The organism is Frankia sp. CeTa3Moorea, from assembly GCF_978021225.1.
This window is the reverse complement of record NZ_CDXDOR010000072.1, coordinates 1-25,373: the sequence shown is the minus strand read 5'-3', so window position 1 is coordinate 25,373 and position 25,373 is coordinate 1. Positions and strand designations below refer to the sequence as shown.

General features: G+C 75.1%; 12 protein-coding genes. 9 read left to right on the top strand and 3 right to left on the bottom strand.

Translation table 11 applies throughout. The features are described from left to right. The 3 genes from AC08OV_RS14205 to AC08OV_RS14195 all read right to left on the bottom strand — a co-directional run. Positions 1-1,013: ABC transporter transmembrane domain-containing protein (locus tag AC08OV_RS14205; protein ID WP_476619768.1), on the bottom strand; the 1,013-nt coding region annotated here is incomplete at its 3' end. After that, on the bottom strand, positions 1,010-2,743 hold the full coding sequence (locus AC08OV_RS14200) for an ABC transporter ATP-binding protein (protein ID WP_476612693.1): 1,734 nt from the start codon (positions 2,741-2,743) through the stop codon (positions 1,010-1,012). The genes AC08OV_RS14205 and AC08OV_RS14200, both read right to left, overlap by 4 nt. Further along, positions 2,743-4,167 (bottom strand): lysine N(6)-hydroxylase/L-ornithine N(5)-oxygenase family protein, encoded by a 1,425-nt coding sequence (locus AC08OV_RS14195; protein WP_476612692.1) that lies wholly within the window; start codon positions 4,165-4,167, stop codon positions 2,743-2,745. Before AC08OV_RS14195 ends, AC08OV_RS14200 begins: the two co-directional genes overlap by 1 nt. Positions 4,168-4,599: 432 nt before the next feature. Here AC08OV_RS14195 and AC08OV_RS14190 point away from each other — a divergent pair, with 432 nt between their 5' ends. From AC08OV_RS14190 to AC08OV_RS14150, 9 genes are all read left to right on the top strand, one after another. Continuing rightward, the gene (locus AC08OV_RS14190) at positions 4,600-5,565 is read left to right on the top strand and encodes a FecCD family ABC transporter permease (protein WP_476612691.1); all 966 of its coding nucleotides are present in this window, start codon (positions 4,600-4,602) and stop codon (positions 5,563-5,565) included. Beyond that, a complete protein-coding gene (locus tag AC08OV_RS14185) occupies positions 5,562-6,656 on the top strand; it encodes a FecCD family ABC transporter permease (protein WP_476612690.1) in 1,095 nt (364 codons plus the stop codon). The genes AC08OV_RS14190 and AC08OV_RS14185 overlap by 4 nt, the downstream gene beginning before the upstream one ends. A 64-nt stretch (positions 6,657-6,720) precedes the next feature. Further along, positions 6,721-7,626 carry an ABC transporter ATP-binding protein gene (locus tag AC08OV_RS14180; RefSeq protein ID WP_476612689.1) on the top strand — a complete coding sequence of 302 codons (906 nt, stop codon included), beginning with the start codon at positions 6,721-6,723 and terminating at the stop codon, positions 7,624-7,626. Positions 7,627-7,826: 200 nt separating this feature from the next. Beyond that, complete coding sequence (locus AC08OV_RS14175; protein WP_476612688.1) at positions 7,827-9,623, top strand: ABC transporter ATP-binding protein; 1,797 nt, start codon at positions 7,827-7,829, stop codon at positions 9,621-9,623. Then, positions 9,616-11,337, top strand: a complete 1,722-nt coding sequence (locus tag AC08OV_RS14170; RefSeq protein WP_476612687.1) for an ABC transporter ATP-binding protein — start codon at positions 9,616-9,618, stop codon at positions 11,335-11,337. Before AC08OV_RS14175 ends, AC08OV_RS14170 begins: the two co-directional genes overlap by 8 nt. A gap of 137 nt (positions 11,338-11,474) precedes the next feature. Next, the gene (locus tag AC08OV_RS14165; RefSeq protein WP_476612686.1) at positions 11,475-11,771 is read left to right on the top strand and encodes an MbtH family protein; all 297 of its coding nucleotides are present in this window, start codon (positions 11,475-11,477) and stop codon (positions 11,769-11,771) included. 8 nt (positions 11,772-11,779) lie between these two features. Further along, positions 11,780-16,846: a salicylate synthase gene (locus AC08OV_RS14160; RefSeq protein ID WP_476612685.1), complete on the top strand. Its 5,067-nt coding sequence runs from the start codon at positions 11,780-11,782 to the stop codon at positions 16,844-16,846. After that, positions 16,843-18,519: a (2,3-dihydroxybenzoyl)adenylate synthase gene (locus AC08OV_RS14155; protein ID WP_476612684.1), complete on the top strand. Its 1,677-nt coding sequence runs from the start codon at positions 16,843-16,845 to the stop codon at positions 18,517-18,519. The genes AC08OV_RS14160 and AC08OV_RS14155 overlap by 4 nt, the downstream gene beginning before the upstream one ends. Before the next feature lie 123 nt (positions 18,520-18,642). Beyond that, positions 18,643-25,373 (top strand): amino acid adenylation domain-containing protein (locus AC08OV_RS14150; protein WP_476619767.1); only part of this gene is annotated, 6,731 nt, incomplete at its 3' end.

The following is a 25,373-nucleotide window of genomic DNA, read 5'->3' as shown; positions in this document are numbered from 1 at the left end:
TAGGCGAAGCGGACATCGGTGAGTTCGATCCCGGCATGGCCGATCCGGCGGCCGGTCGTGGGTTCCGGGAGCGGCTCGACCGCCAGGAGCTCGTCGACCCGCTGGGCCGAGGCCTGGGCGGAGCGCAACGCGGCGCTGAGCCCGACCAGCGCGTCGAGCGGGCGGAGCAGGCTGATGCCCAGGACGACGAGGGCGGTCATCCGGGTCGGGCTGAGGCCGTGATGGGTGGTCAGCGCGAGGCCGGCGAGGAACAGGGCCGTGAAGGCCAGCTGGATACCGAGCTCGCCGAGGTATTCGCCCGGCAGGGAGCCGACGATCTCGCGCCGCGCCGCGCGGTGCTGGGCGGCCAGCGCCTCGTCCAAGGCGGCCTGGCCAGCGGCGCTGTGACCGGTGGCCCGCAGCGTCGGCTGGGCGCCGGCGAACTCGACCAGCCGACTGCCGGCCTCGGCCGTGGCGGCGTGGTTGGCCGCCTCGGTGCGTTCGGTGAGGCGGCGACCGACCGAGAGCGCGGCGAGCACGACCGGGACGGCCAGCAGCGCGGCGAGCCCGATCCGCCAGTCGAAGCTGAGCAGGAACGCCCCGATCGTGAGCGGGGTCAGGACCGCGCCGATCAAGGCCTCGGCCAGGAAGACGGTGGTGGCCACCCGAGAGACGTCGCCGATGATTAGTTGTGGGATCTGCCCGGCCGCCGGCCCGTCGAACCAGCCCAATGGCAACGCCAGAAGCTTGTCGCCGATGCGCGCGTACAGGGCGCGCCGCCAGGCCGAGGACAGTCGCAACGCCCGCGACCCGAGGTAGTAGTGGGCGAACCAGCCGGTCGCCGCCGCGGCCGTGAGCGGGATCAGCCACCACGCTGCGGTGGCCGTACGGCCGTCGATCAGGGCGGTCAGCAGCGGGACGAGTACTCCGAAGGCGACGCCCTCGCTGACGGCGTAGCCGGCCACCGCCACCAGGTACCGCGCCAGCGGCCGGTGCTGGCTGGCCGGGACGAGGCCGCGCAGGTGGCCGGTCATGCTCGGCCGCCCTGCTGGGCCCGCCAGAGCTGGGCGTAGCGCCCGTCGGCGGCGAGTAGCTCGTCGTGCCGGCCGTGCTCGATCAGGCGCCCGTCGTCGAGGACCAGGATCTGGTCGGCCTCGGTGATCGTGTACAGGCGGTGCGCGATCACGAGCAGGGTCCGGCCGGCGGCCAGCTCGGCCAGTGCGTCCTGGATCGCGGCCTCGGAGTCGGGGTCGGCGAACGCGGTGGCCTCGTCGAGGAGCACGATCGGTGTCCCGGCCAGCAGGGTACGGGCGATCGCGACCCGCTGCGCCTCCCCGCCGGAGAGGTGGGCGTCCTCGCCGGCCACCGAGTCGTAGCCGCGCGGCAGGGCGAGGACGCGGTCGTCGACGGCGGCCGCGCGGGCGGCGACGCGCACCGCCGCCTCGGACGCATCCGGGACGGCCAGGGCGATGTTGTCACGGATCGAGCGACGCAGCAGGACGACATCCTGCAGCAGGAATCCGACGTGGCGGTAGAGGTCGTCCCGGTCGATGTCGCGCAGGTCGGCTCCGCCTAGCCGGATGGCGCCCCCGGTGACGTCGGCGAAGCGGGCCAGCAGCATCGCGAGCGTCGACTTCCCGGCTCCGGATGGCCCGACCAGCGCCGTCACCGTGCCTGGCCGTAGCGTCGCGCTCACCCCCCGCAGGACTTCGTGACCGTCCGGGTAGCTGAAATGAACGTCGTCGATCTCGACCGTCAGCGGGGTGCCCACCGGGCGGGCGCGGCCGGGCTCGAGGACGGGCTGCCGGGGCTCGTGCAGCAGGCCGCCGATGCGGGCCGCCGCGTCCCGGGAGCGCTCGCGCAGGTCCTGGGCCAGGTAGATCGGCGTGATCTGCTCGAACAGCCCGACCCCGAGCAGCGTGAAGGCCACCAGGTCCACCGGGTCACTCCACCCGGCCGCGACCAGTCCGGTGCCGACGGCGGTGACCGCGAACACGATGGTCGCCGGGGCCACCGTCGCCCGGGCGACGCCGCGGGGCCGGAGGAAGATGCGCTGGGCCTGCTCGTCGGCGTCGGCGTACTCGGCCGCGGCGGCGGCGAACCGGGGAGCGCCCCGGCCGCCGGCGAACGCCTTGACGACGCTGATGCCCCGAACCGTCTCGAGCACGGCCGCGGTCAGCTCGTTGTTGGCCGCACCGATCCGGCTGACCTGGTCGGTCGCGCGGACCGCGAGCCGCAGGCGGATCGCCTGGGCCGCGCTGACGAGCGCCACCGTGACGAGCGCCAACGGCCAGTCGACCCAGAGCAGGTAGCCGACCACCACCGCCGGGCCGGCCACGGCCGAAGCCAGGTCCCCGCGGGCGTGGGCGACCGCGTGGTGCAGCGTCGCCACGTCGTCCTGCACCGTCGAGCGCACCCGGGCCGAGACCCCGCCGGCGAACCAGCTCAGCGGTAACGCGCTCACCTGCTCGGTCAGGCGGCGGCGCAGCAGGTAGGCGAGGTCCGCGTCGGCCAGGTGGCTGAGCAGGCTCGCCGCGGCGTACAGCGCGAAGCGCGCCACGAGCAGGCCGGCCGCGAGCCACGCCAGCGGCCATACCGGCTGCCCCGCTCCGCTCAGCAGCCGGCGCGCGATCTCCACCAGCACCACCGCTGGGGTGATCGCCAGCACCGTGGCCAGAGCTTGCAGCCCGGCCGCCAGCGTGATCCGACCTCGGACGGGACGCCGCAGCTCGGCTAAGTCGAGCGCGGCGGTGCCGGCCGCCATCACCGCCCGGCCGGGCGGGGGACCGACAGCGCCCCGAGACCGCTGTCCCAGGCGGATCGGGGAGTGGCGTGGCCCGTCTCGAGCGGGGTGCCGCCGCCCTCGCCCGCGGGGGTTGCGGCGCGGTCGCGCCGCTCGGCCATCGAGCGCACGAGCTCGCCGGCCCGCACGGCGACGTTGGAGAGCAGGGTCGAGGAGATGCCGTGGGAGTGTTCGGTCGCGCCGAGCACGTACAGGTCGACGTGGACGCCGGGCGCCGTCGCCAGCCGGTAGTCGCGGTCGAGCGCCACGTGGCCGGCCGGGTCGGTCTGGCAGTGCCGGGCCATCGTGCCGAGGAGCTGGCGTGGATCCCGCGAGCGGTACCCGGTGGCGAAGACAATGACGTCCGCCTCTATTTTTTCCCGCGTGCCGGTCGGCATGAACTCGACGTCGGCGGCGACGCCGTCGGTGAGCTGACGCAGCTCGACGAGCCGGGACGCGCGCATGATGCGCAACCGTTCCCGGCCTTGCATCTTCTCCTGGTAGACACGGCGGTAGAGCTCGTCGATGAGGTCGATATCGACCACCGAGTAGTTCGTGCTCCGATGATAGGTATTGAGCATGTCCTTCACCGGCGGCGGCGCGGCGTAGAAATCGTCCACTGCGGACGGGTCGAAAATCTGGTTCGCGAACGAGCTGTTGTCCGCCGGGCTGTAACCGTACCGCGAGAAGACGGCCACGACTTCAGCCCGCGGATACTTCGTGTGCAGGAATTCGGTCACCTCGGCCGCGCTCTGCCCGGCCCCGACCACGACGAACCGGTCGCGCACCGGCGATGGCAGGTTCGCGACCCGGCTGAGCAGGTCGTGGTTGTGCCAGACCCGTTCGGACAGCTCGATGCCGGCTGGCGCCGTCGGCTCGAGCCCGACGGCGATGACGACGCCGCGGGCCCGGCGGACGACCGTCTCCCCGGTCGTCCCCCGCACCCCGACGACGTCCACCATCCGGACCTCGCCGTCGACGGTGACCGGCCGGATGTCGACCACCCGCGTGTCGTACTCGACCAGGTCATCCAATCGGCGGGCGGCCCATTCCAGGTAGTCGTGGAACTCTTGGCGCAGCGGGAACATGGTCTTGTAGTTGATGAAGTCAACCAGGCGGTCCCGCTCATGCAGGAACGACAGATAACTGAAATCGCTGGCCGGATTCCGCAGGGTTACCAGGTCCTTGAGGTAGGATACCTGCATCGTGGCCCCGTCGAGGAGCATTCCCCGGTGCCAGCCGAATCGGGGCTGGCGCTCCAGAAAAGACACCCTCAGCGCCGCCGCCGGGGAAACGCGCGCGTTGTGCTCCGTCACGGCGATCGCCAACGCCAGGTTCGAAGGGCCGAAACCGATTCCGACGATGTCCCGAATGCCGATGTCCGTGGACGCCGGACCTCTCACCACACCCGATCCTCCGGTCCCTGGGCGCGCCGCCCTTTCCCGTCGGTAACGAGAAGCGTACGCTAATCTGGTAAAGTAAGCCTTACCTATATTCTGGGGTGACCTCCCTGGGTGTCAAGCACGCTCCGGCGGTGCCATCGGCCGGGCCCGCGGCCGCCCCTGACTAGACCCCGGCTGGCTGGACCCCGGCTCGCGCTACCGGCGCCGGGCGGCCGCTGGACGTGACCGTGAAGTCAGGTTAGGCTCTCCATAGGTAACTTAACCTATCCTTACAAATTTCGCCAGATTGTGAGGCGGGCGGTGCGAGCTGTCGCGGAGGCGGAGGCGGAGGCGCCGCGCCCGCCCGATCCGGCGGCAGCGGCCCTGCCCGGCCGGCGGCAACGGCGGCAAGGGGGCTCGCTCGTATCACGGAGAGTGCGTGTTTGCGGCCTGCTAGTGACGTCGCTCGCGCTGGTCGGGATGTGCGTCCTCAGCGTCTGGGTCGGCGCCAACCACCTGCCGTTCACCGTCGTGTGGCGGGTCCTGTGGCACGACGACGGCTCGTCCGCCGCGCTGGTCGTGCACAACCTGCGGATACCGCGCACGCTGCTCGGCCTGGTGGTCGGCGCCGCACTCGGCGTGGCCGGGGCCCTCAGCCAGGCGTTGACCCGCAACGATCTGGTCGAACCGGGGATGCTCGGGGTCAACATCGGCGCGTCGGCCGCCGTCGTCGTCGGCATCTCGCTCTTCGGCGTCACGAGCCCGAGCGGCTACGTGTGGTTCGCGCTCGCCGGCGCCGCCCTGACCGCGGTCGCCGTGTTCATGATCGGCGCGACCGGCCGCGCAGCGACGACGCCGGCGACCCTGGTGGTGGCGGGCGCGGCCGCCGCGGCCGTCCTCGGCGCGTTCGTCAACGCCGTGCTGCTGATCGACACCAAGACGTTCGACCAGTTCCGGCACTGGGACGTCGGCTCGCTGGCGGCGCCGGGATCGACCGGGCTGCGGGCGACGGCGCCGTTCATGGCGGCGGGACTCCTGCTCGCCCTCCCCCTTGCCCGCCCGTTGAACGCGCTCGCGCTGGGTGACGAGGCCGCCCGCGGCCTGGGTGTCCGCCTTCACCGGGCCCGGATGCTGGGCGCGCTCGCGGTCGTCCTGCTCTGCGGCGGGGCGACCGCCGCCGCCGGGCCGATCAGCTTCGTCGGCCTGGCCGTGCCGCACGCCGCCCGCGTGATCGCCGGACCGGACAACCGCTGGGTCCTGCCCTACTCCGCCATGCTGGCCCCGATCCTGCTGGTCGGATCGGACCTGGTCGGACGGGTGATCATCGCTCCAGGTGAGCTGCAGGTGGGGATCATCACGGCCTTTGCCGGAGCTCCGGTGTTCATCGCGTTGTGCCGCCGCGCGCGGCTGGGCCGGGCGTGACCGGCATCGCGCCGGCCGGCCCGGTCGACCGTCCCGCCGCCGGCGCCCTCCCGCCGTCGCGGCGTCCCCGGGTGGCCCGGTTCGGCGCCGACGCGGTGTCCGTCCGGATCTCCCCCCGCGCCGTCGCGGTGAGCGCCGGCTTCACCCTGGTGATCGTGGCCGTCGGCGTCGCCACGCTCACCACCGGGGACTACCCGATCCCGGTGGGTGACGTCGCCCGCGCCCTGCTCGGGCACGGCGACGGCGGCACGGACTTCGTGGTCAACACCCTGCGGCTACCGCGCCTGCTGACCGGGCTGCTGGTCGGCGCCGCGCTGGCCCTGTCCGGATCGATCTTCCAGAGCGTCTCGGGCAACGTGCTGGGCAGCCCGGACATCCTCGGCTTCACCACCGGCTCGGCCACCGGGGCGATCATCGTCCTGCTGGTCCTGCGCGGGGACGCCGCCGGGGCGTCGCTGGGCGCGTTGGTCGGCGGGGCCGCGACCGGCGCGGCGGTCTACACGCTGTCCTACCGGCGCGGGCTGGCCGGGCCGCGGCTGGTCCTGATCGGCATCGCGGTCGCGGCGCTGCTCAACGCGGTCAACTCCTACCTGATCACCCGGGCGGCGCTGGCCGACGCGGTCGCCGCGCAGATCTGGCTGATCGGCAGCCTGGACAGCCGCGGCTGGGCCCAGGTCCGGCCGCTGGCCCTGGCCCTGGTCATCCTGACGCCGATCGGCCTCTACCACGGCCGCCGGCTGGCCTACCTGGAGCTGGGGACGGACACCGCCAAGGCGCTCGGGGTGGGCGTCGAACGCTGCCGCCTCACGCTGATCGCGGTCGCGGCGGCGTTGGCCGCGGTCGCGACGGCCGCCGCCGGGCCGGTCGGCTTCGTGGCGCTGAGCGCGCCGCCGCTGGCCCGCTGGCTCACGGCGGCCTCCGCGCCGCCGCTGGTCTCGACCGCGCTGGCGGGGGCGGCACTGGTGACGGTCGGTGACCTGGCCGCCCAGCGCCTGTTCGCCCCGACCCAGCTCCCGGTCGGGGTGGCGACCGGCGCCATCGGCGGGGTCTACCTTGCCGTCCTGCTGATCCGGCAACGGCGGCGGGCGTGACGCCGCATCGGGGCGCGTGGCGCCCACCGGCGGACGGGACCGAGCCGATGACGGAGGACGCCCCATGACGCGGCTGAGCGCGCGCGGCCTCACCTTGGCCTACGACCACCGGGTGGTGGCCCGCGAGCTGGGGATCGACATCCCGGACGGGGCGTTCACCGTCATCGTCGGACCGAACGCCTGCGGCAAGTCGACGCTGCTGCGCGCGCTGGTCCGCCTGCTGCGGCCGAAGGCGGGCGCGGTGCACCTCGACGGCGCGCTGATCTCGTCGTACTCGACGAAGGAGGTCGCGCGCCGGCTCGGCCTGCTGGCCCAGTCCGCGACCGCGCCGGCCGGCATCACCGTGGCCGATCTGGTCGCCCGCGGCCGCTACCCGCACCAGCGGCTGCTGCGCCAGCGGTCGCGGGAGGACGAGCGGGTCGTGGCCGAGATGATGGCCCGGACCGCCGTCGCCGACCTGGCCGACCGCCTGGTCGACGAGCTGTCCGGCGGCCAGCGCCAGCGGGTGTGGCTGGCGATGGTCCTGGCCCAGCGGACGCCGATCCTGCTGTTGGACGAGCCGACGACGTTCCTCGACATCGCCCATCAGGTCGAGGTGCTGGACCTGTGCGCCGAGCTGCTCGCCGGCGGCGACCACACGCTGGTGGCGGTGCTGCACGACCTCAACCAGGCCAGCCGGTACGCCGACCACCTGGTGGCGATGCGGGACGGGCGGATCGTCGCCCAGGGGCCGCCGGCCGAGATCGTCACCGCCGCGCTCGTCGCGGACGTCTTCGGCCTGGCCTGCCGGATTATCACCGATCCGGAGTCGGGGACGCCGCTGGTGATCCCGCTGCGCCGCGGCGCCGGCCCGGCGGCGCGCCCGGCCCAGAGCCCGGCCCAGAGCCCCGCGGTCGCTGTCCCGGCGCCCGCGTCCGGCGGAACGGCCGACCCGCTCACGGAACCGAGCCGGCCCGTCCAGATGGGTTGACGGGGCTAGGTTACTTAGGTTAGCTATACCTGACTTTATCGGGCAGGTAGCCGCTGCCCGCTGTCTTCGACCAGGCGGGCACGGGCTCCCGATCCCGCCGGCCCGACATCGGACGCCGGTGCCGGACGCCGGTGCCGGACGCCGGTACGCCGGACGGTCGTCGGACGACGCGGGCACGAACCGGTCAGGACGGTGCTGGGTTGGACGGCGCGACGGGTAAGCGACTGCTCAGGACGCAGCTGTCGGCGCGGCGGGGGCAACTCGCCCTCGGCGGCGCGGCCACGGTGGTCCAGCAGACGGCGATGCTCGCCCTCCCCTGGTGCATTCAGCGCGCGCTCGACCAGGGCATCACCCCGCGATCGGTCCACGGCACGCTGACCTGGGCCGTCCCGACGGCGGTCGTCGCCGTGGTGTTCATGCTCGGCGGTGCTGGCGGCCTGTGGTGGTCGGGCCGGGCCGCGAACCGCGTCGCGCACGCGCTGCGGGCCGCGCTGGTCGAGCGGGTGGCCGCCTTCGACCGCCCCGCCATGGCCCGCTACGGGCACGGTGACCTGGCCACCCGGGTCACCCGTGACGTCGACCTGATCCGGCTGTGGGTGCAGAGCCTCGCCATCTGGGTCCGGATCGTCGTGACCATCGTGGTGGTCCTGCCCGCCTTCGCCTTGCTCGACTGGCCACTGCTGATCGTCGGGGTGGTGACGATCCCGCTGGCCGCGTTGGCCAACGCCTACTTCCCCGGCCGCTTCGACGCGGCGAACGAGAAGCTCTCCGAGGCGTTCGCCGCCCGCGCCGACGCGGTGGAGGACCTGCTCTCGGCCAGCGCCGCGGTGCGCGGCCTCGGCGGTGAGGCGGCTCTTGTCCGTCGCCACCACGACCGCAGCGCGGTCCTCACCGACCACACCATGACCGCCGCGCGCATCTCGGCGTCCTGGACCGCCGTCCCGCCGGCCGTCCCCCGGCTGGCGATCGCGGCCGGCCTGGCCATCGGGGGGACGGTGGCGCTGCGCGGCGGCCTCACCGTCGGCGGCCTGGTCGCCTTCACCTCCTGGATGACCACCCTGACGCTGGCGGTCACGATCGCGGTCGACCTGCTCTCGGCACGGGGCCAGGCCCGGGTCGCGGCCGGGCGCATCGCCGAGATCCTCGAGACCCCGGTCACTGACGACGACCCGGCCGACGCCGAGACCCCGCCGCCAGGCGGGGCCCTGCTCGCCGCCGGGCTGACCGCCCGGCGCGACGGCCGGCGGGTGCTCGGACCGGTCGACCTGCGCGTCGGTCCGGGCGAGTTCGTCACCGTGACCGGACCGACCGGCGGCGGCAAGACCACGCTCGCCCGCCTGCTCTGCCGGCTGGAGGACCCGGCGACCGGCTCGGTCAGCCTGGGCGGCGTCGACCTGCGGCGGGTCTCCCGCCTCGAGCTGGCCCGCCGGATCGGCCTGGTTCCCCAACGGCCCCTGATCCTGGCCGGCACGGTGGCGGACAACCTCCGGGTCGGCCGCGAGGTCGAGCTGGACGAGCTGCGGGCGGCCTGCGCGGTCGCCGCCGTCGACGACTTCGTGCTGAGCCTGCCCGACGGCTACGACACCGAGCTCGGAGAACGCGGGGCGACCGTCTCCGGCGGCCAGGCCCAGCGGCTGGCCCTGGCCCGCGGGCTGATCGGCCGGCCGGACGTGCTCATCCTCGACGACGTGACCGCGGCTGTCGACGCCGCGACCGAGGCGACGATCCTGCGGGGGCTGCGCGCGTGGTCGCCGCAGGCCGCCCTCGTGGTGATCTCCCACCGCCCCTCCGTCCTGGCCGCCGCCGACCGCGTGCTCCGGCTCGGGCCGGACGGCGTGCCGGCGGCGGGCGCCGGGCCGATCGGGGGCGCGCGGCAGGCGGCCGAGACCGCGCCGGCCGGCGATGCGGCCGGCGATGCGGCCGGCGATGCGAGCGGCGATGCGAGCGGCGATGCGAGCGGCGAGGAGATCGTCCGGGTGGGAGGCGGGGATGGCTGAGGTCCGTGTGCTGGCCGAGGAGGCGCCCACCGCAGGCGTCTTCCGGCGCTTCTGGCCCTACCTGCGCCCGCACCGGGCGATCCTGGCCGTCGCGCTGCTGGCCAGCGTGGCCAGCACGGCGGCGGTGGTCGGCATCGCCCCGGCGATCGGCTGGGGGGTCGACGCGGTGACCGCCGGCGATCAGGGCCGCCTGTGGTGGGCGGTGGCACTGATGGTCGGGCTCGTCCTGGCCCGGATGCTCCTGCTGCGCTGGTCGGAGATCCTGCTCTCGTCGGCCGGGGAGCGGGCGATCCGCGGGCTGCGCGATCTCGTCGTCGAACGCCTCGCCCGCGCGCCCTTGCGGTTCATCGAGGCCCACCGCACCGGCGACCTGCTGCGCCGGTCGACCGGCGAGATCGCCGACCTGACCCTGTTCCTGCGTGACCAGCTGCCCAACCTGCTCGGGGTCGCCCTCACCGTTGCCCTGACCACGGTGTTGCTGCTGATCTACTCATGGCTGCTCGCGCTGCTGCTCGTCGCGCTGTTCGTGCCGATGGCGGTCGCCGTGGTGGTCTGGTTCAACCGGGCCGCGCCCGAGACGTTCGGCCGGCAGGCCGCGGCGGACGCCACGATGACCGCGACCTTCACCGAGTCGCTCAACGCGCACGAGGCGCTCGTCGCGCCCGGGCGGCCCGAGGAGTGGGTGCGGCGCTTCCGGGCGGACAACGACGAGCTGCTGGTCGGGGCCGACCGGACCATCGCCGTCCAGAACCGCCTGGAGCTGTTCGGGATGATCGAGGGCCTGGCCACAGCCGCGCTGCTGCTGCTGAGCGTCTGGCTGGTCCGGGCGGGGCACCTGAGCGTCGGCACGGTCGTCGTGTTCGTGATCGCGACCCGCAACCTGTTCGAGAGCATGCTCACCCTGTCCGGGCTGGCCGGCCAGGCCCAGCTGGCCCGGGTGGGCCTGGCCCGCCTGACGGACCTGCTCGAGGCGCTGCCGCCGGCCGAGCTGGCCGCCCTCGCCGTCCCGTCGGCGCGGGCCGCGTCGCCGGCGCGGTACGACCTGCCAGTTCAGGGCGACCTGGTCGCAGACGGCCTCCGCTTCGGCTACGCCGACGGTAAGGACGTGCTGCGCGACGTCTCGGTCACTTTCCCGGCTGGCGACCGGGCCGGCATGGTCGGCGTCACCGGGTCCGGCAAGACGACGCTGGCCAAGCTGCTCACCGGGCTCTACGAACCGGACGCGGGGACGGTGCGCTACGGCGGGGTCGACCTGCGGTTCGCCCCGCCGGAGCAGGTCCGGGCGCGCATAGTCCTCATCCCGCAGCAGGTGCACATCATCACCGGCACCCTGGCCGAGAACCTGGCGCTCACGCCGGGCGCGCCGGACCGGGCGGCGATGGAGCGGGCGGTCGACCTGCTCGGCTTGGCCGAGTGGGTCGACCGGCGACCGGGCGGGCTGGACGCCGGGCTGGGCGCCCGGGGGGAACGGCTGTCCGCCGGCGAGCGGCAGATCGTCGGGCTGCTGCGGGCCGCGCTGGTCGACCCACCGGTGCTGCTGCTCGACGAGGCGACCGCCGACCTCGACCCCGATGTCGCGCGCCGCTTGGAGACCGCCGTCGAGCGGCTCCGCCGGCTCCGCGCGGGTCGCACATTGATCGTCATCGCGCACCGGCCGACCACCATCGAACGCCTGCCGCGGATCGTCCGCGTCGAGGCCGGCCGTCTGAACTGATCCTGCCGCCGGATGCCGGAAAAATGAGGGAATTTCGGCGGCTGACGGGGGTAGACAAACGTGGCTGTCTTAGGTAAACCTAACTTAAAGTAAAGAGAGCCTAAGTCGCGGACTGAGATCCAAGGAGACGGCACCTCATGTCGACCAACCCGTTCGATGACGAAAAGGGCAGCTTCTACGTCCTGGTCAATGTCGAGGGCCAGCACTCGCTGTGGCCGACATTCGCGCCCGTGCCGGCCGGTTGGACGACGGTGCACGGAGCCGCGAGCAGGTCGTCCTGCCTGGAGTACGTCGAGGCCAACTGGACGGATCTGCGCCCGGCCAGCCTGATTGCCCGGATGGGCGCCGATCGCCCGCCCGCCGACCGCCGGGAGACGGGCGCCCCGGCTACGCAGGGCAGCGGCGCCGGCGCCGGCCCCGGCGCGTCCCGATGACGGCGCCGATGATCTACCGCGAACGGACGGTGCCGCTCGCCGGTGATCCGCTGGCGGCGGCGGCGCGGTTCGCCCGCCATGCCGCGGCGCCGGTCACCGTCTACGAGCGGGACGGCGAGTGGCACTGTGGTTCGGGCGCCCTGGCCGAGGCCGTCGTGTACTGGGACGAGATCCGCTACCGCGCGGGCGGGGACTGGCGGGTCGAGTTAGTCGACGGCGCTCCGCTGCGCACCCTGGCCCGCGTCCTGGCGGCGCTCCCGGTCACCGGCTGGCGGGCGTGCGGCTGGGCCGGCTTCGAGCTCGGTCCCCGGGCGCTCGGGCTGCCCGGGCCGGTCATCCCCGACCCGCTCATCCACCTGGTCATCCCGGCCCGCGAGGCGCGGCTGTCGGCGACCGGCGCGCTGCTGCGCGCGGCCGAGGAAGCTGATCTGGACGCACTCGCCGAGACCCTCGGCGGTGCGGCCGCCGACGAGCCGGGCGAACCCCGGCCGCTGGCCAACCTCGACCACGGCGCCGACGACTACCGGCGGATGGTCGCGCGGGCCGTCGAGGACATCCAGGCCGGCCGGCTGCGCAAGGTGATCCTCTCTCGGGTCGTCCCCGTCGACGGCGAGATCGACCTGGTCGCGACCTACGAGCGGGGGCGGCGCGGCAACACGCCGGCCCGTTCCTTCCTGCTCGATCTGGACGGCCTGCGCGCGATCGGGTTCAGCCCGGAGACCGTGGTCGAGGTCGACGCCGACGGCCGGGTCTCCACCCAACCGCTGGCCGGCACGGCCGCGTTCGACGGCGGGGACGGAGACCGGGCCCGGCGGGAGGCGCTGCTACGCGACCCGAAGGAGATCTACGAGCACGCCGTGTCCGTCCAGGCGGCCCAGGACGAGCTCCGGCCGCTGTGCGCGCCGGGCACGCTGGTCGTGGACGAGTTCATGACCGTCCTCGAGCGGGGCAGCGTGCAGCACCTGGCCTCGCGGGTCAGCGGCCGACTCGCCGCCGGCTGGGACGGTTGGGACGCGCTGGCCGCCGTCTTCCCGTCCATCACGGCGACCGGCGCGCCGAAGGACGCCGCCTGCGCGGCGATCCGGCGCTACGAGCCGTCGCCGCGTGGCCTCTATAGCGGCGCCGTGATCAGCGCGACCTCGGACGGCGCCCTCGACGCCGCCCTCGTCCTGCGGACGGCGTTCCAGCACGACGGCCGGACCTGGCTGCGAGCCGGGGCCGGCGTCGTCGGGGCGTCGCGCCCGGAACGGGAGCTGGAGGAGACGCGCGAGAAGCTACGCAGCGTCAGCCGCTTCCTCGTGCCGGCCGTGCCGGCCCAGCCGGCCCGCCCGGTCCCGGCGGCGGTCGACGATCTGGAAGCGCTCGGCGATCTCGAAAGGCTCCGGCGCACCGTCGCCGAGCTGCTCGGGGAGGATCCGGCCGAGCTCGGGGACGACGACAACCTCTTCGAGCGGGGCCTCGAGTCGATCGCGCTGATCCGGGCGATCGGGGGCTGGCGGCGGGCCGGCATCAAGGTCAACTTCGCGGAGCTGGCCGAGGCCCCGACCCTGGACGGCTGGTTCAAGCTGCTGGCCGGAAGGCAGCCCGCCGTCATGCTCCAGCCCGGGAGCGAGGAACCCGCGAGCGAGCCGGCCCCGCCCGCACCGGTGGCCGTCGCGCCGGCCGAGGCCGACGGCGCCGAGTTCCCGTTGGCGCTCATGCAGCACGCCTACTGGATCGGGCGCGGCGACGGGCAGCCCTACGGCGGCGTCGCCGCGCACCTCTACACCGAGTTCGATGGGAACGCCCTCGATCCGGCCCGGCTGGCCGCCGCGATCGAGCGGCTCATCGAGCGGCACGAGGCGCTGCGGACCCGGATCACCGACAACGGCGGCCAGGTCGTCGAACCGGCGCCCGGCTGGCGCGGCCTGATCGTCCAGGACCTGCGCGACCTGGACGAGGACGCCGCCGCCACCCGGCTGGCCGCCGTCCGCGACCAGTTATCCCACCAGATGCTCGACATCGAACGGGGCGAGGTCTTCTCGACCGCGCTGAGCCTGCGGCCCGACGGCACGACCCGCTTCCACCTCGACGTCGACATGGTCGCGGCCGACGCGGTCAGCTACCGCGTGCTGCTGGCCGACCTGGCCGAGGAGTACGGGTGCCCGGACGAGGTCGCGCCCGCGCCGGCTTACAGCTACCGCCGCTACCGGGCGGAACGCGACGCTCTCCCGCGCGCGGCGGCCGAGCGGGCCCGGCGCGCCTGGCTCGACCGCCTGCCCGGCGTGCCCGGGGCGCCCCAGCTCCCGCTGGTAGCGAGCCTCGGCGCCCCCGGCGAGCCCGGCGGACCGCCCCGGGTTTCCCGGCGTCACTTCCAGCTGCCGCCACCCGCCCGCGAGGCCCTCGGCCGGGCGGCCCACCGGCACGGCATCACCCCGGCCGTGGCCGTCGCGACCGCGTTCGCCGAAGTGCTCGGCGGCTGGAGCGCGCAGTCGCGCTTCCTCCTCAACGTTCCGCTGTTCGACCGCGAGCAGCTCCACCCCGACGTCAACCGGATCGTCGGCGACTTCACCAGCTCGGTTCTGCTGGAGATCGACCTGACCGACCGCATTCCGTTCGTCGAGCGGGCCCGCCGGATCCAGACCCGGCTGCACGCTGACGCTGCCCACGCCGACTACTCCGGCGTCGAGGTGCTCCGCGACCTGGGCCGCCACCGGGGCGAACCGGTGCTCGCGCCGGTCGTGTTCACCAGCGCGCTCGGCCTCGGCGAGCTGTTCGATGCTTCGGTGCGCCGGGAGTTCGGCCAGCCGGTGTGGATCATTTCGCAGGGCCCGCAGGTCCTGCTTGACGCCCAGGTCACCGAGCTTGACGGGGGCCTGCTGGTCAACTGGGACGTCCGTGAGGACACGTTCGCTCCCGGCGTCGTCGACGCGATGTTCACCGCGTTCGAACGGCTCGTGCGGGGTCTGGCCGACCCCAGCCCGGCCGGCCCCGGCCCGGCGCCAGCCACGGACGGCACGGCCTGGGACCAGCCCGTCGACGGCCTCCTCGGCGAGTCCACCCGGACGGTGCGACGCCGGGTCAACGCGGTCGAGGGACCGGCGTCCACCCGCCTGCTCCACGAGGAGTTCTTCGCGGCGGCCGCGCGGCGCCCGGACGCGCTCGCGCTGCTGTGGGACTCAGCGGCCGGCGGCGGCGAGTCGCCGGTGCGCCGGTCGCTGTCCTACGGCGAGCTGGCCGCCCGGGCGACGGCGGTGGCCGGCGCCCTCGCCGCCCGGGGCGTGCGGCCGGGGGACCTGGTCGGCGTCAGCTTGCCGAAGGGACCGGACCAGGTCGTCGCCGTCCTCGGCGTGCTGGCGGCCGGGGCGGCCTACGTGCCGGTCGGCGTGGACCAGCCGCCGGCCCGGGTCGCGCGGATCGTCGCCACCGCCGGCTTCCGCACGGTCATCACCACGCCGTCCGCGGCGTCATCCGCAGCGCCTCCCGGGCCGGACTGGCCGGCCGGGGTGTCCCCGCTCACCCTCGACGACGCGCTCGCCGCCGGCCCGTCCGCCCCGCCCGGCACACTCACGTTGAGCGCGGCCGACGATCCCGCCCGCTTGGACGAACCGGCCTACGTTCTGTTCACCTCGGGCTCGACCGGTCAGCCGAAGGGAGTCGAGGTCGGCCACCGGGCCGCGATGAACACCATCGACGACCTGGTCGACCGGCTCGGCCTCGGCCCGGGCGACCGGACGCTGGCCGTCTCGGCCCTCGACTTCGACCTGTCGGTCTTCGACATCTTCGCCCCGCTGTCATCCGGCGGCGCGGTGGTGATCGTGGACGAGGAGTCCCGCCGCGAGGCCGCCCGCTGGGCCGAGCTCATCACGGCCCACAGCGTCACGATCCTCAACTGCGTGCCGGCCGTGCTGGACCTGGTCCTGGCCACCGGGGTGCCGCTGGGCGCCAGCCTGCGCGCGGTGCTCCTGGGCGGTGACCGGGTCGGCGTCGACCTGCCCGGCCGGCTCGAGGCGGCCGTCCCCGGCTGCCGGTTCCTCGGGCTCGGCGGCACGACCGAGACCGCCATCCACTCCACCGTGTGCGAGGTCGTCGGGGGTGGGCCGGTGCCGCCCGAATGGCGCTCGGTGCCCTACGGCACCCCGCTGCGCAACGTCCGGCTGCGCGTGGTCGACGCCCTGGGCCGCGACTGCCCCGACCACGTCGCCGGCGAGCTGTGGATCGGCGGGGCCGGCGTCGCCCGCGGCTACCGGGGTGACCCGGAACGCACGGCCGACCGGTTCGTCACCCACGGCGGCGAGCGCTGGTACCGCACCGGCGACCTCGCCCGCTACCTCCCGGACGGCACCGTCGAGTTCCTGGGCCGCCGCGACCACCAGATCAAGATCAGAGGCTTCCGGGTGGAGCTGGGGGAGATCGAGGCGGCGCTCGCCTCGCTGCCCGGCGTCCGGGCCGGGGTGGCCGTGCTGACCGGCGGCGCGGACGGGCGTCCGAGCGCGCTCGGGGCCGTCGTCGTTCCGGACGCGGGGGAGGGCCCGGCCGACCCGGCCGACCCGGTTGACCCGGCGGCGGTCCGGGCCGGCCTGCGGGCCGTCCTGCCGCCGCACATGGTGCCCGACCGGGTCGTCGCGGTGGCCGAACTCCCGCTGAGCGCCAACGGGAAGATCGACCGTAAGGCGGTCGGCGCCATCCTCGAACGCGATCTCGACGGAACGCGGCCGGCCGCGGCCCCGCCAGGATCCGACCTGGAATGGGTAATCCTCTCGGTCTGGCGGGAGGCGCTGGGCCTCGACGAGTTCGGGGTCACCGAGGAGTTCTTCGCCCTCGGTGGCGACTCCGTGCTCGCCACCGCCGTGGTGGCCCGGCTGCGCGACGAGCTCGACACCGGCGACGTGTCGGTCCGAATGCTGTTCGGCGCGCCGACGGTCGCCGCGCTCGCGCGGGACCTGCGCGCGGCCGAGCCCACGCCCGGGCGGCTCGACCGCGTCGCGGCGATCGCCTGGGAGATCGCCGGCCTCTCCGACGACGAGATCGAGGAGCGGCTGCTCGGCCCGGCCGATCCCTCCGGCGCGACCGCCGCCGCCGGGACCGAACGGTGAGCGCCCCGCCGGTCACCGGTCCGCCAGCCGAGCCGGGCGCGGCGGACGACTGGGTCCGCTGGCCGGACGAGTTCGCCCGCCGCTACGTGGACGAGGGCTACTGGCGGGGCGCCCCGCTCGGCGATCGTCTCCGGGCCTGGGCCTGCCGGTCCGGCTCGGCCACCGCCGTCGTGGCCGGTCCGCCGGCCCGGCCGGTCCGGCTCTCCTACGCCGACCTCGACCGGGCCGCCGATGACCTGGCCGCCGGCCTCGCCCGGCTCGGCCTCGCCCCCGGCGACCGCGTCCTGGTCCAGCTGCCCAACCGCGCCGAGTTCGTGACGCTGCTGTTCGCGCTGCTCCGGCTGGGCTCGATCCCGGTGCTCGTGCTGCCCGCGCACCGCCGGGTCGAGATCGAGCACCTGGCCCGGCTGTCCGGCGCCGTGGCCTACGCCATCCCGGACACGCACGAGGGTTTCGATCACCGGGCGCTGGCCCAGGAGATCGTCGCCGCGGTCCCGTCGGTGGGTCATGTGCTGGTGGCCGGTGAGGCCGGTCCGTTCACCGGCCTCGACGCCGTAGCGGCGGCCGGGGCCGCTGCTACGGCCGGCGGGCAGGCCGCGCCACCACCGGTGCCCGAGCCGGCCGGCGTCGCGGTGCTGCTCATCTCGGGCGGCACGACCGGCAAGCCCAAGCTCATCCCGCGCACCCACTGGGACTACGCGTACAACGCGGAGGCCAGCGCCCGGCTGTGCGGGCTGACCAGCGACGACGTCTACATGGTCGCGCTGCCCGCCGCGCACAACTTCCCGCTGGCCTGCCCGGGCATCCTGGGAGCGCTCGGCGTCGGCGCGACGGTGGTCCTGGCGCCATCCCCCAGCCCCGAGATCGTCTTCGAGCTCATCGCCCGGGACCGGGTCACGGTGACCGCCCTCGTCCCGGCCCTGGCCCGGATCTGGGTCGACGCCGCCGGATGGGAGGGGCCGGACACCGCCAGCCTGCGTCTGCTCCAGGTCGGGGGCGCCCGCCTGGACGCCGAGCTGGCCCGGCGCATCCCGACGGTCCTCGGCCCGCGCGTTCAGCAGGTCTTCGGCATGGCCGAGGGGCTGCTGAACTACACCCGCCCGGACGAGGACGACGAGCTCGCCTTCACCACCCAGGGCCGCCCGCTCGCGCCCGCCGATGAGATCCGGATCGTCGACCGCGACGGCGCCGACGTGGCGCCCGGCGAGATCGGCGAGCTGTGGACCCGCGGCCCCTACACCGTGCGCGGCTACTACCGGGCCGTCGAGCACAACGCGACCGCGTTCAGCCCCGACGGCTTCTACCGCACCGGCGACCTCGTCCGGCTGACGGCCAGCGGCAACCTGGTCGTCGAGGGACGGCTCAAGGACGTCATCAACCGGGGCGGCGAGAACGTCTCCGCCGCCGAGCTCGAGGAGCACCTGCTCGCCCACCCGTCGATCGCCCAGGCCGCCGTCATCGCAGCGGCGGACGAGCAGGTCGGCGAGAGCGTCCGCGCGGTGGTCGTCCCGAGGCCCGGGGCGACGCTGACCCTCAAGGCGGTCAAGGCGTACCTGCGCGAGCGCGGGCTGGCCCGCTTCATGCTCCCCGACCTGCTCACGATCGTCGACACATTACCGCTCACCCCCGTCGGCAAGATTGACAAGCGGGAGCTGCGCCGCCGTCTCGGTTAGCGCCGCCGGGCGACGGCGCGGGCGCGGGCCCTCAGCCACGCCCGCCTCCCCCTGGGCCGTATCGGAAGCCGCACCGCTGGAAGCCGCACCGCTGGAAGCCGCACCACTGGAAGGACGTGCATCGTGGCGAGTCCCGACTCCGCGCAGCGCAAGCGCGAGCTGCTCCGCCGCCGGTTGGCGGCCGAGCGACTGACGCGCGAGCCAGCCAGCGGCGCCGGCCCCCGGCCGCGACGGGAGCCCGGCCGGGGCTACCCGGCCAGCCCGGGACAGCGCCGGATGTGGTTCCTGTCGCGGCTCGACCCGGGCAGCGCCGCCTACACGATCTCAGCCGGGTTCGAGCTGACCGGCCCGCTCGACGTCGATGCGCTGCGCCGGGCGCTGCTCTCCGTCGCCCGCCGGCACGAGATCCTCCGCACGACCTACCGGGTCACCCCGGACGGGCAGCTCGAGCAGGTGCTCCGGGACGACATCGAACCGGCGTGGCTCAGCGTGGACCTGACGACCGTGCCCGCCGAGGAGCGGGAGGAGCGCGCACGGGAGATCGCGCTGCGCGCGGCCCGGCGCCCGTTCGACCTCACCGCCGAATCGCCGCTGCGGGTCACCGTGCTGCGCCACGGCCCGCTCCGGCACCTGCTCGCGGTAGCCGCCCACCACATCGCCTGGGACGACGTGTCCTGGGACGTCTTCTTCGGTGACCTGCTGGCCGCCTACGACCGCTGGGACGGCGACGGCCCGCCCGCCACCGTCTCGTTCATCGACGCGGCGGGGCCGGCCGCCGAGCCGGCTGCCCGCCCGGCCGGGCTGGCCTACTGGCGGGAACGGCTGCTCCCGCTGGCCGATCCGGTACGCCTGCCTGAGCCGAGCCCAGATGACCCGCAGCCGGGCCAGCCGCAGCCGGGCCAGCCGCAGCCGGGCCAGCCGCAGCCGGCCGACCCGCCGGCCGGCCGTCGGCGCGACGCGGGCCGGCAGGTCGTCCATCACGCCCCGGCCGAGCTGGCCGGCCAGGTGCGGGCGTTCGCCGCCCGGCACGGCGCGACGCCGTTCGTGGTGCTGCTCGCCGCCTACGCGGCCCTGATCCACCGGGCCACTGGGGCCACCGACATCACCGTCGGCTCGCCCGTCGTCAACCGGGACGGCGCCGGGACCGACGGCGTCATCGGCTACTTCGGCAACACCATCTGCCTCCGGCTCACCGTCGGCCCGGCCGACACGTTCACCGAGCTGGTCGCCCGGACCCGCGAGGTGTGCCGGGGCGCCCTCGCGCACGCCGACGTCGACCTGGCCGACGTCGCGCGCGAACTCAACCCGGACCGCTCCGACGGCGTGTCCAGCCTGTTCAGCACGATGTTCGCCGTCCGCTCACCGGCCGCTGCCGCCCTCCACCGCACTGACCAGAACGGCCGGGACCTGCGCGGCGAGCGCCGCCCGCTGCCCAACGGCACCGCCCAGTTCCCGCTGATGGTGGTGGCCGAGTTCGGCGGGGACGGCGGCTTTGGCCCGCTCGAGCTGGAGACGACCTACCAGCCGGGCTCGGTGTCGGCGGCGTTCGCCGGCTCGGTGGGCCCGCGGCTGGAGCGGCTGCTGGCCCGGGCGCTGGCCGAGCCCGGCACGGCGATCGGCCCGATCGACCTGCTCGGCTCGGCCGAGCGTGACCGGGTGCTGGTCGACTGGAACGACACCGCCGGGCCCAGCCCGACCGAGCCGTGGGTGGCGCTGTTCGCCGCCCAGGCCGCGGCCAGCCCCGACCGGACGGCGCTGGTCACCGCCGAGCGGACCCTGACCTACGGTGAGCTCGCGGCGGCGGCCGACGCCTTCGGGCGCCGGCTGGCCAGGCGCGGCGCCCGGCCCGGTTCCATTGTCGGGATCGCGCTGCCCCGCTCGGTCGACCTGGTCGTCGCGCTCGCCGGCGCCGCCCGGGCCGGCGCCGCCTACCTCCCGATCGACCCCGACTACCCGGCGGACCGGATCGCGTTCATGATCGAGGACGCGGCCCCGTCGGTGCTGGTCACCACGGGAGCGCTCGCCGCGCGGCTGCGGGCCGCGCCCGGGACGCGGCTCGTCCTGATCGACGAGGCCGATCCCGAGGCCGACGCCGAGCCCGGCGCCGCGGCGGTGCCGGCCGCTGGATCGTGGCCGCCCGCCGTCGACGCGGACAGCCCGGTCTACGTGATCTACACGTCGGGTTCGACCGGCCGGCCGAAGGGCGTCCTGGTCGGCTACCGGTCCCTGGCGAACTTCCTGTCGTCGTTCGCCGAGACCGTGGGTATCGGGCCAGCCGACCGGGTCCTGGCCGCGACCACGCTGGGCTTCGACCCGAGCACGGTCGAACTGCTCGCCCCGCTGACCGTCGGCGCCTCGATCCATCTCGTCGAGGGCGGGGCGGCCCGCGACCCCTCGGAGCTGGCCCGGCTGCTGACCGCGGGCGCGGTGACGCTGGCCCAGGCGACCCCATCGCGCTGGCGATCCATCCTTGACGCGGCTGCTGGGCCCTACCCGCGGGTGCGGGTCCTGTGCGGCGGCGAACCGCTGCCGGCCGACCTCGCCCGCGAGCTCACCGCCCGCGCGGAGAGCCTGACCAATCTGTACGGGCCGACCGAGACGACGGTCTGGGCGACGACCGGCCCGGTGCGAAGCGCCGACCGTGGGCGGCCGACGGTCGGCCGCCCACTGCGCAACACCCGGGCCTACGTGCTGGACGGCGCTCTCATGCCGGTACCGCCGGGCGTCGTCGGCGAGCTGTACCTTGCCGGCGCGGGCGTCGCCCACGGCTACCTGGCTCGGCCGGCGCTGGGTGCGTCCCGTTACGTCGCCAGCCCGTTCGGGACCGGCGAGCGGATGTACCGGACCGGCGACCTCGCCCGGTGGACGGCCAGCGGCGAGCTGGTCCTGGCCGGCCGCTCGGACGATCAGGTCAAGGTCCGCGGCTTCCGGGTCGAGCCGGGTGAGATCGAGGCGGTGCTCGACCGCCACCCGGCGGTCGCCCGCTGCGCCGTGGTCGTCCGCGAGGACGGGCCGGCCGGCCGGGCGCTGGTCGCCTACGTCATCCCAGCCGGGGCGGCAGCGGACGAAGCGGGCAGCGGGGCGCTCGCGGCGGCGCTGCGCGCCCACGTGGCGGCGGCGCTGCCCGACTACATGGTGCCGGCGGCCTTCGTAGTGCTGCCCGCGCTGCCCACCACCCCCGGCGGGAAGCTGGATCGCCGCGCGCTGCCCGCGCCCGATTTCCGGGCGGCGGCCCGGTCCGGCCGGGCTCTGCCTGCTCGGGCTCCGGCCACCCGGACCGAGGCGGTCCTGCGGGACGTCTTCGCGGCCGTGCTCGGCCAGCCCGACGTCGGCGTCGACGACTCGTTCTTCCAGCGGGGCGGCGACAGCATCCTGGCTTTCGCCGTGGTCACCCGGGCGGCTGCCGCCGGCGTGACGGTCGAGCTGGCCGACGTGTTCGCCGCGCCGACCGTCGCCGGCCTGGCCGCAGCGGCGGACGCCTCGGCCCCTGCGAACCAGGCGCCTTCAGACCAGACGCCTTCAGACCAGACGCCCGTGGGCTTGGCGCCCGTGGGCTTGGCCCCGGTCGACCCGGCGGACCTGGCCCGCTGGCGGGAGCGGCTGCCCGGCCTGACCGAGGTCTGGCCGCTGTCGCCGTCGCAGGCGGGGATGCTGTTCCACCGCCTCGTCGACGGGGACGACACGCCGGACGTCTACGTCATCCAGTTCGTCCTCGACCTGCGCGGCGACGCCGACGACCTCGACCCCGAACGCCTGCGCGTGGCGTCGCGGGAGCTCGTCGCCCGGCACGATCTCCTGCGCGCCGCCGTCCTGGCCGACGGCGCCGCCCCGGCCCAGGCCATCCTGGACCGGGCCGAACCGGAGTGGACGATCGTCGACCTCTCCAGCTGGCCGGCCGCCGAGCGGTTGGCCGAGGCCGAGCGGCTGGTCGTGGCCGACCGAGCGGCGCGCTTCGATCTGACCACGCCGCCGCTCATCCGGTTCCTGTGGGTCCGCACCGGAGCGGACAGCGCCCGGCTGGCGGTCTGCGCCCACCACGTCATCCTGGACGGCTGGTCGCTGCCGCTGGTGCTGCGGGAGCTGTTCACGCTGGCCGCCGATGCCGATGCCGATGCCGATGCCGATGCCGCCCCGCCGCCCCGGCCGCCCGCCGTCCGCCCGTACTCGGACTACCTGCGCTGGCTGCGGGCCCAGGATCGGGACGCCGCCCGCGCGGCCTGGCGGACCGAGCTGGCCGGCCTCGAGGGGCCGACCCTACTGGCCGCCGGCGGCGGCCACCGCGCTACGCCGGCGAGCGAGACGGGCCCGAGCCCGGCCGCCGTCGACCGCGAGGCCAGCCCCGAGCTGGCCGCCCGCCTGACCACGCTCGGGCGCGAGCGGGGACTGACGCTGAGCACCGTCCTGCGGGCGGCCCACGCGGTCCTGCTGGCCCGGGCAGCCGGCCGCGACGACGTCGTGTTCGGGGCGGCGACCGCCGGCCGGCCGGCGGCGCTGGCCGGGGTCGAGGCCATGATCGGCCTGTTCGTCACCACCATCCCGGTTCGGGCCACCGTGACCGCCGGGGGGACGTTCGCCGCGCTGATGGCCGAGCTCCAGGCGGCCCAGGGCCGGCTGTTCGCCCACGAGCACCTCGGCCTGGCCGACATCCAGGCGCTGGCCGGCCAGGGGGATGCTTTCGACACCCTGCTCGTCCTGGAGTCCTACCCGTTCGCGGCGGCCACGCTGATCCCGCCGGGCGGCCCAAGGCTGGCCGCCGTCGACGGCCACGATGCCACCCACTACGCGCTGACCATCCGGGTGATCCCCGGCGACCGGTTGCGGCTCACCTTTGGCTACCAGCGCGGCGTCCTCGACGACGCGACCGTCGCCGGCCTGGCCGACCGGATGCTCGCGCTGCTCGAGGAGATCGCCACCGACCCCGACCGGCCGATCGGCGCCGTCGCCGCCCTGCCCACGGCCGAGCGGAGCCGGGCCGCCCTCCTCCCGCCGCCGCCGGCACCTGGGTGGGGCGCCGGCGCCACCCTGCCCGAGCTGTTCGAGGCCCAGGCCTACCGGACCCCGGACGCGGTCGCGCTGCGCTGGCGCGACGCCGAGCTCACCTACGCCGAGCTGGACGCGCGGGCCAACCGGCTCGCCCGCCTGCTCGCGGGGCGGGGTGTCGGCCCGGAGTCGGTCGTGGCGGTCGCGCTGCCCCGGTCGGCCGACCTGGTCGTGACGTTGCTGGCCGTCCTCAAGGCCGGCGGCGCGTACCTGCCGGTCGATCCGGCCTACCCGGCCGACCGGATCGCGTTCATGCTGCGCGACGCCGCGCCGGTCTGCGCGGTGACCACCATCGAGACCCGCGCGGCGCTGCCGGCCCGGGCGGGCGTGCCCCTGATCGCGCTGGACGACCCGCTGGTCGGGGCGGCGCTGGCCGAAGCGCCGGCCACCCCGCCGGACGGGGCGGGGCGGGCGCGCCCGGACAACCTCGCCTACGTCATCTACACCTCCGGCTCAACCGGCCGCCCGAAGGGCGCGCTGATCCCGCACCGCAACGTGGTGCGCCTGTTCGCCGACACCCGGGATCTCTTCCGCTTCGACGCCTCCGACGTCTGGACGCTGTTCCACTCGGTGTCGTTCGACTTCTCGGTGTGGGAGCTGTGGGGGCCGCTGCTGCACGGCGGCCGGCTCGTCGTGGTCGACCACGACGTCTCCCGCTCGCCCGAGCAGTTCCTCGACCTGCTGCGGCGGGAGTCCGTCACCGTCCTCAACCAGACGCCGTCGGCCTTCGGCGCACTGCGGGCGGCCGAGCGGGAGGCCGGACGGTCTGACCTCAGCCTCCGTCTGATGATCTTCGGTGGCGAGGCGCTCGAGCTCGGCCGACTGGCCCCCTGGTACGAGCGCCATCCGGACGGCGCACCGACTTTGGTCAACATGTACGGGATCACCGAGACCACGGTGCACGTCACGTACCTGCCGCTGGACCGGGCCGGCGCGGCCGACGCCGCCGCCGACCGCCGGAGCGTGATCGGCGAGCCGCTGCGCGGCCTGCGCGCGCGGCTCCTCGACCGCCACCTCGCCCCGGTCCCGCCGGGCGTCCCGGGGGAGATCTACGTCAGCGGCGCCCAGCTCGCGCGGGGCTACCTGGGCCGCCCCGGCCTGACCGCAGCCCGGTTCGTGGCCGACCCCTACGGCGGCGACCGGATGTACCGCACCGGCGACCTGGCCCGGCTGGGCCCGGACGGCTCGCTGGAGTACCTGGGCCGGGCCGACGACCAGGTCAAGATCCGCGGTTTCCGGATCGAGCCGGGCGAGATCGAGGCGGTCCTGGCCGCCGATCCGGCGGTGGAGCGGGCCGTGGTCGTCGCCGGGGAGGACGGTGCAGGCCGGCGCCGGCTGGTCGCCTACGTCGTCCCCCGGGCGGGCGGGCGCGTCGACGGGCCGGCGCTGCGGCACCGGGCCGCCGCCGCGCTGCCCGACTTCATGGTCCCGGCCGCGGTCGTCGCGTTGGACGCGCTGCCGCTGACCGGCAACGGGAAGCTCGACCGAGCCGCCCTGCCGGCTCCCGGCCTGACCACCGCGACTTCGGGACGGTCGGGCGCCACCGACCTGGAGCGGACGCTGTGCGCGGTGTTCGCTGCCGTGCTCGGCGCCGACCGGGTCGGCGCCGACGACGACTTCCTCGCCCTCGGCGGCGACAGCATCATCGCGATCCAGCTGGTCAACCGGGCCCGCCGCGAAGGCGTCGGGCTCACCCCGCGCGAGGTCTTCGTCCAACGGACGCCGGCCGCGCTGGCGGCGCTCGTCGCCGGCCGCGCCACGGCCGAGACCGTCGAGACCCGCGAGACCGTCGAGACCCCGCCCGCCCCGGAGAC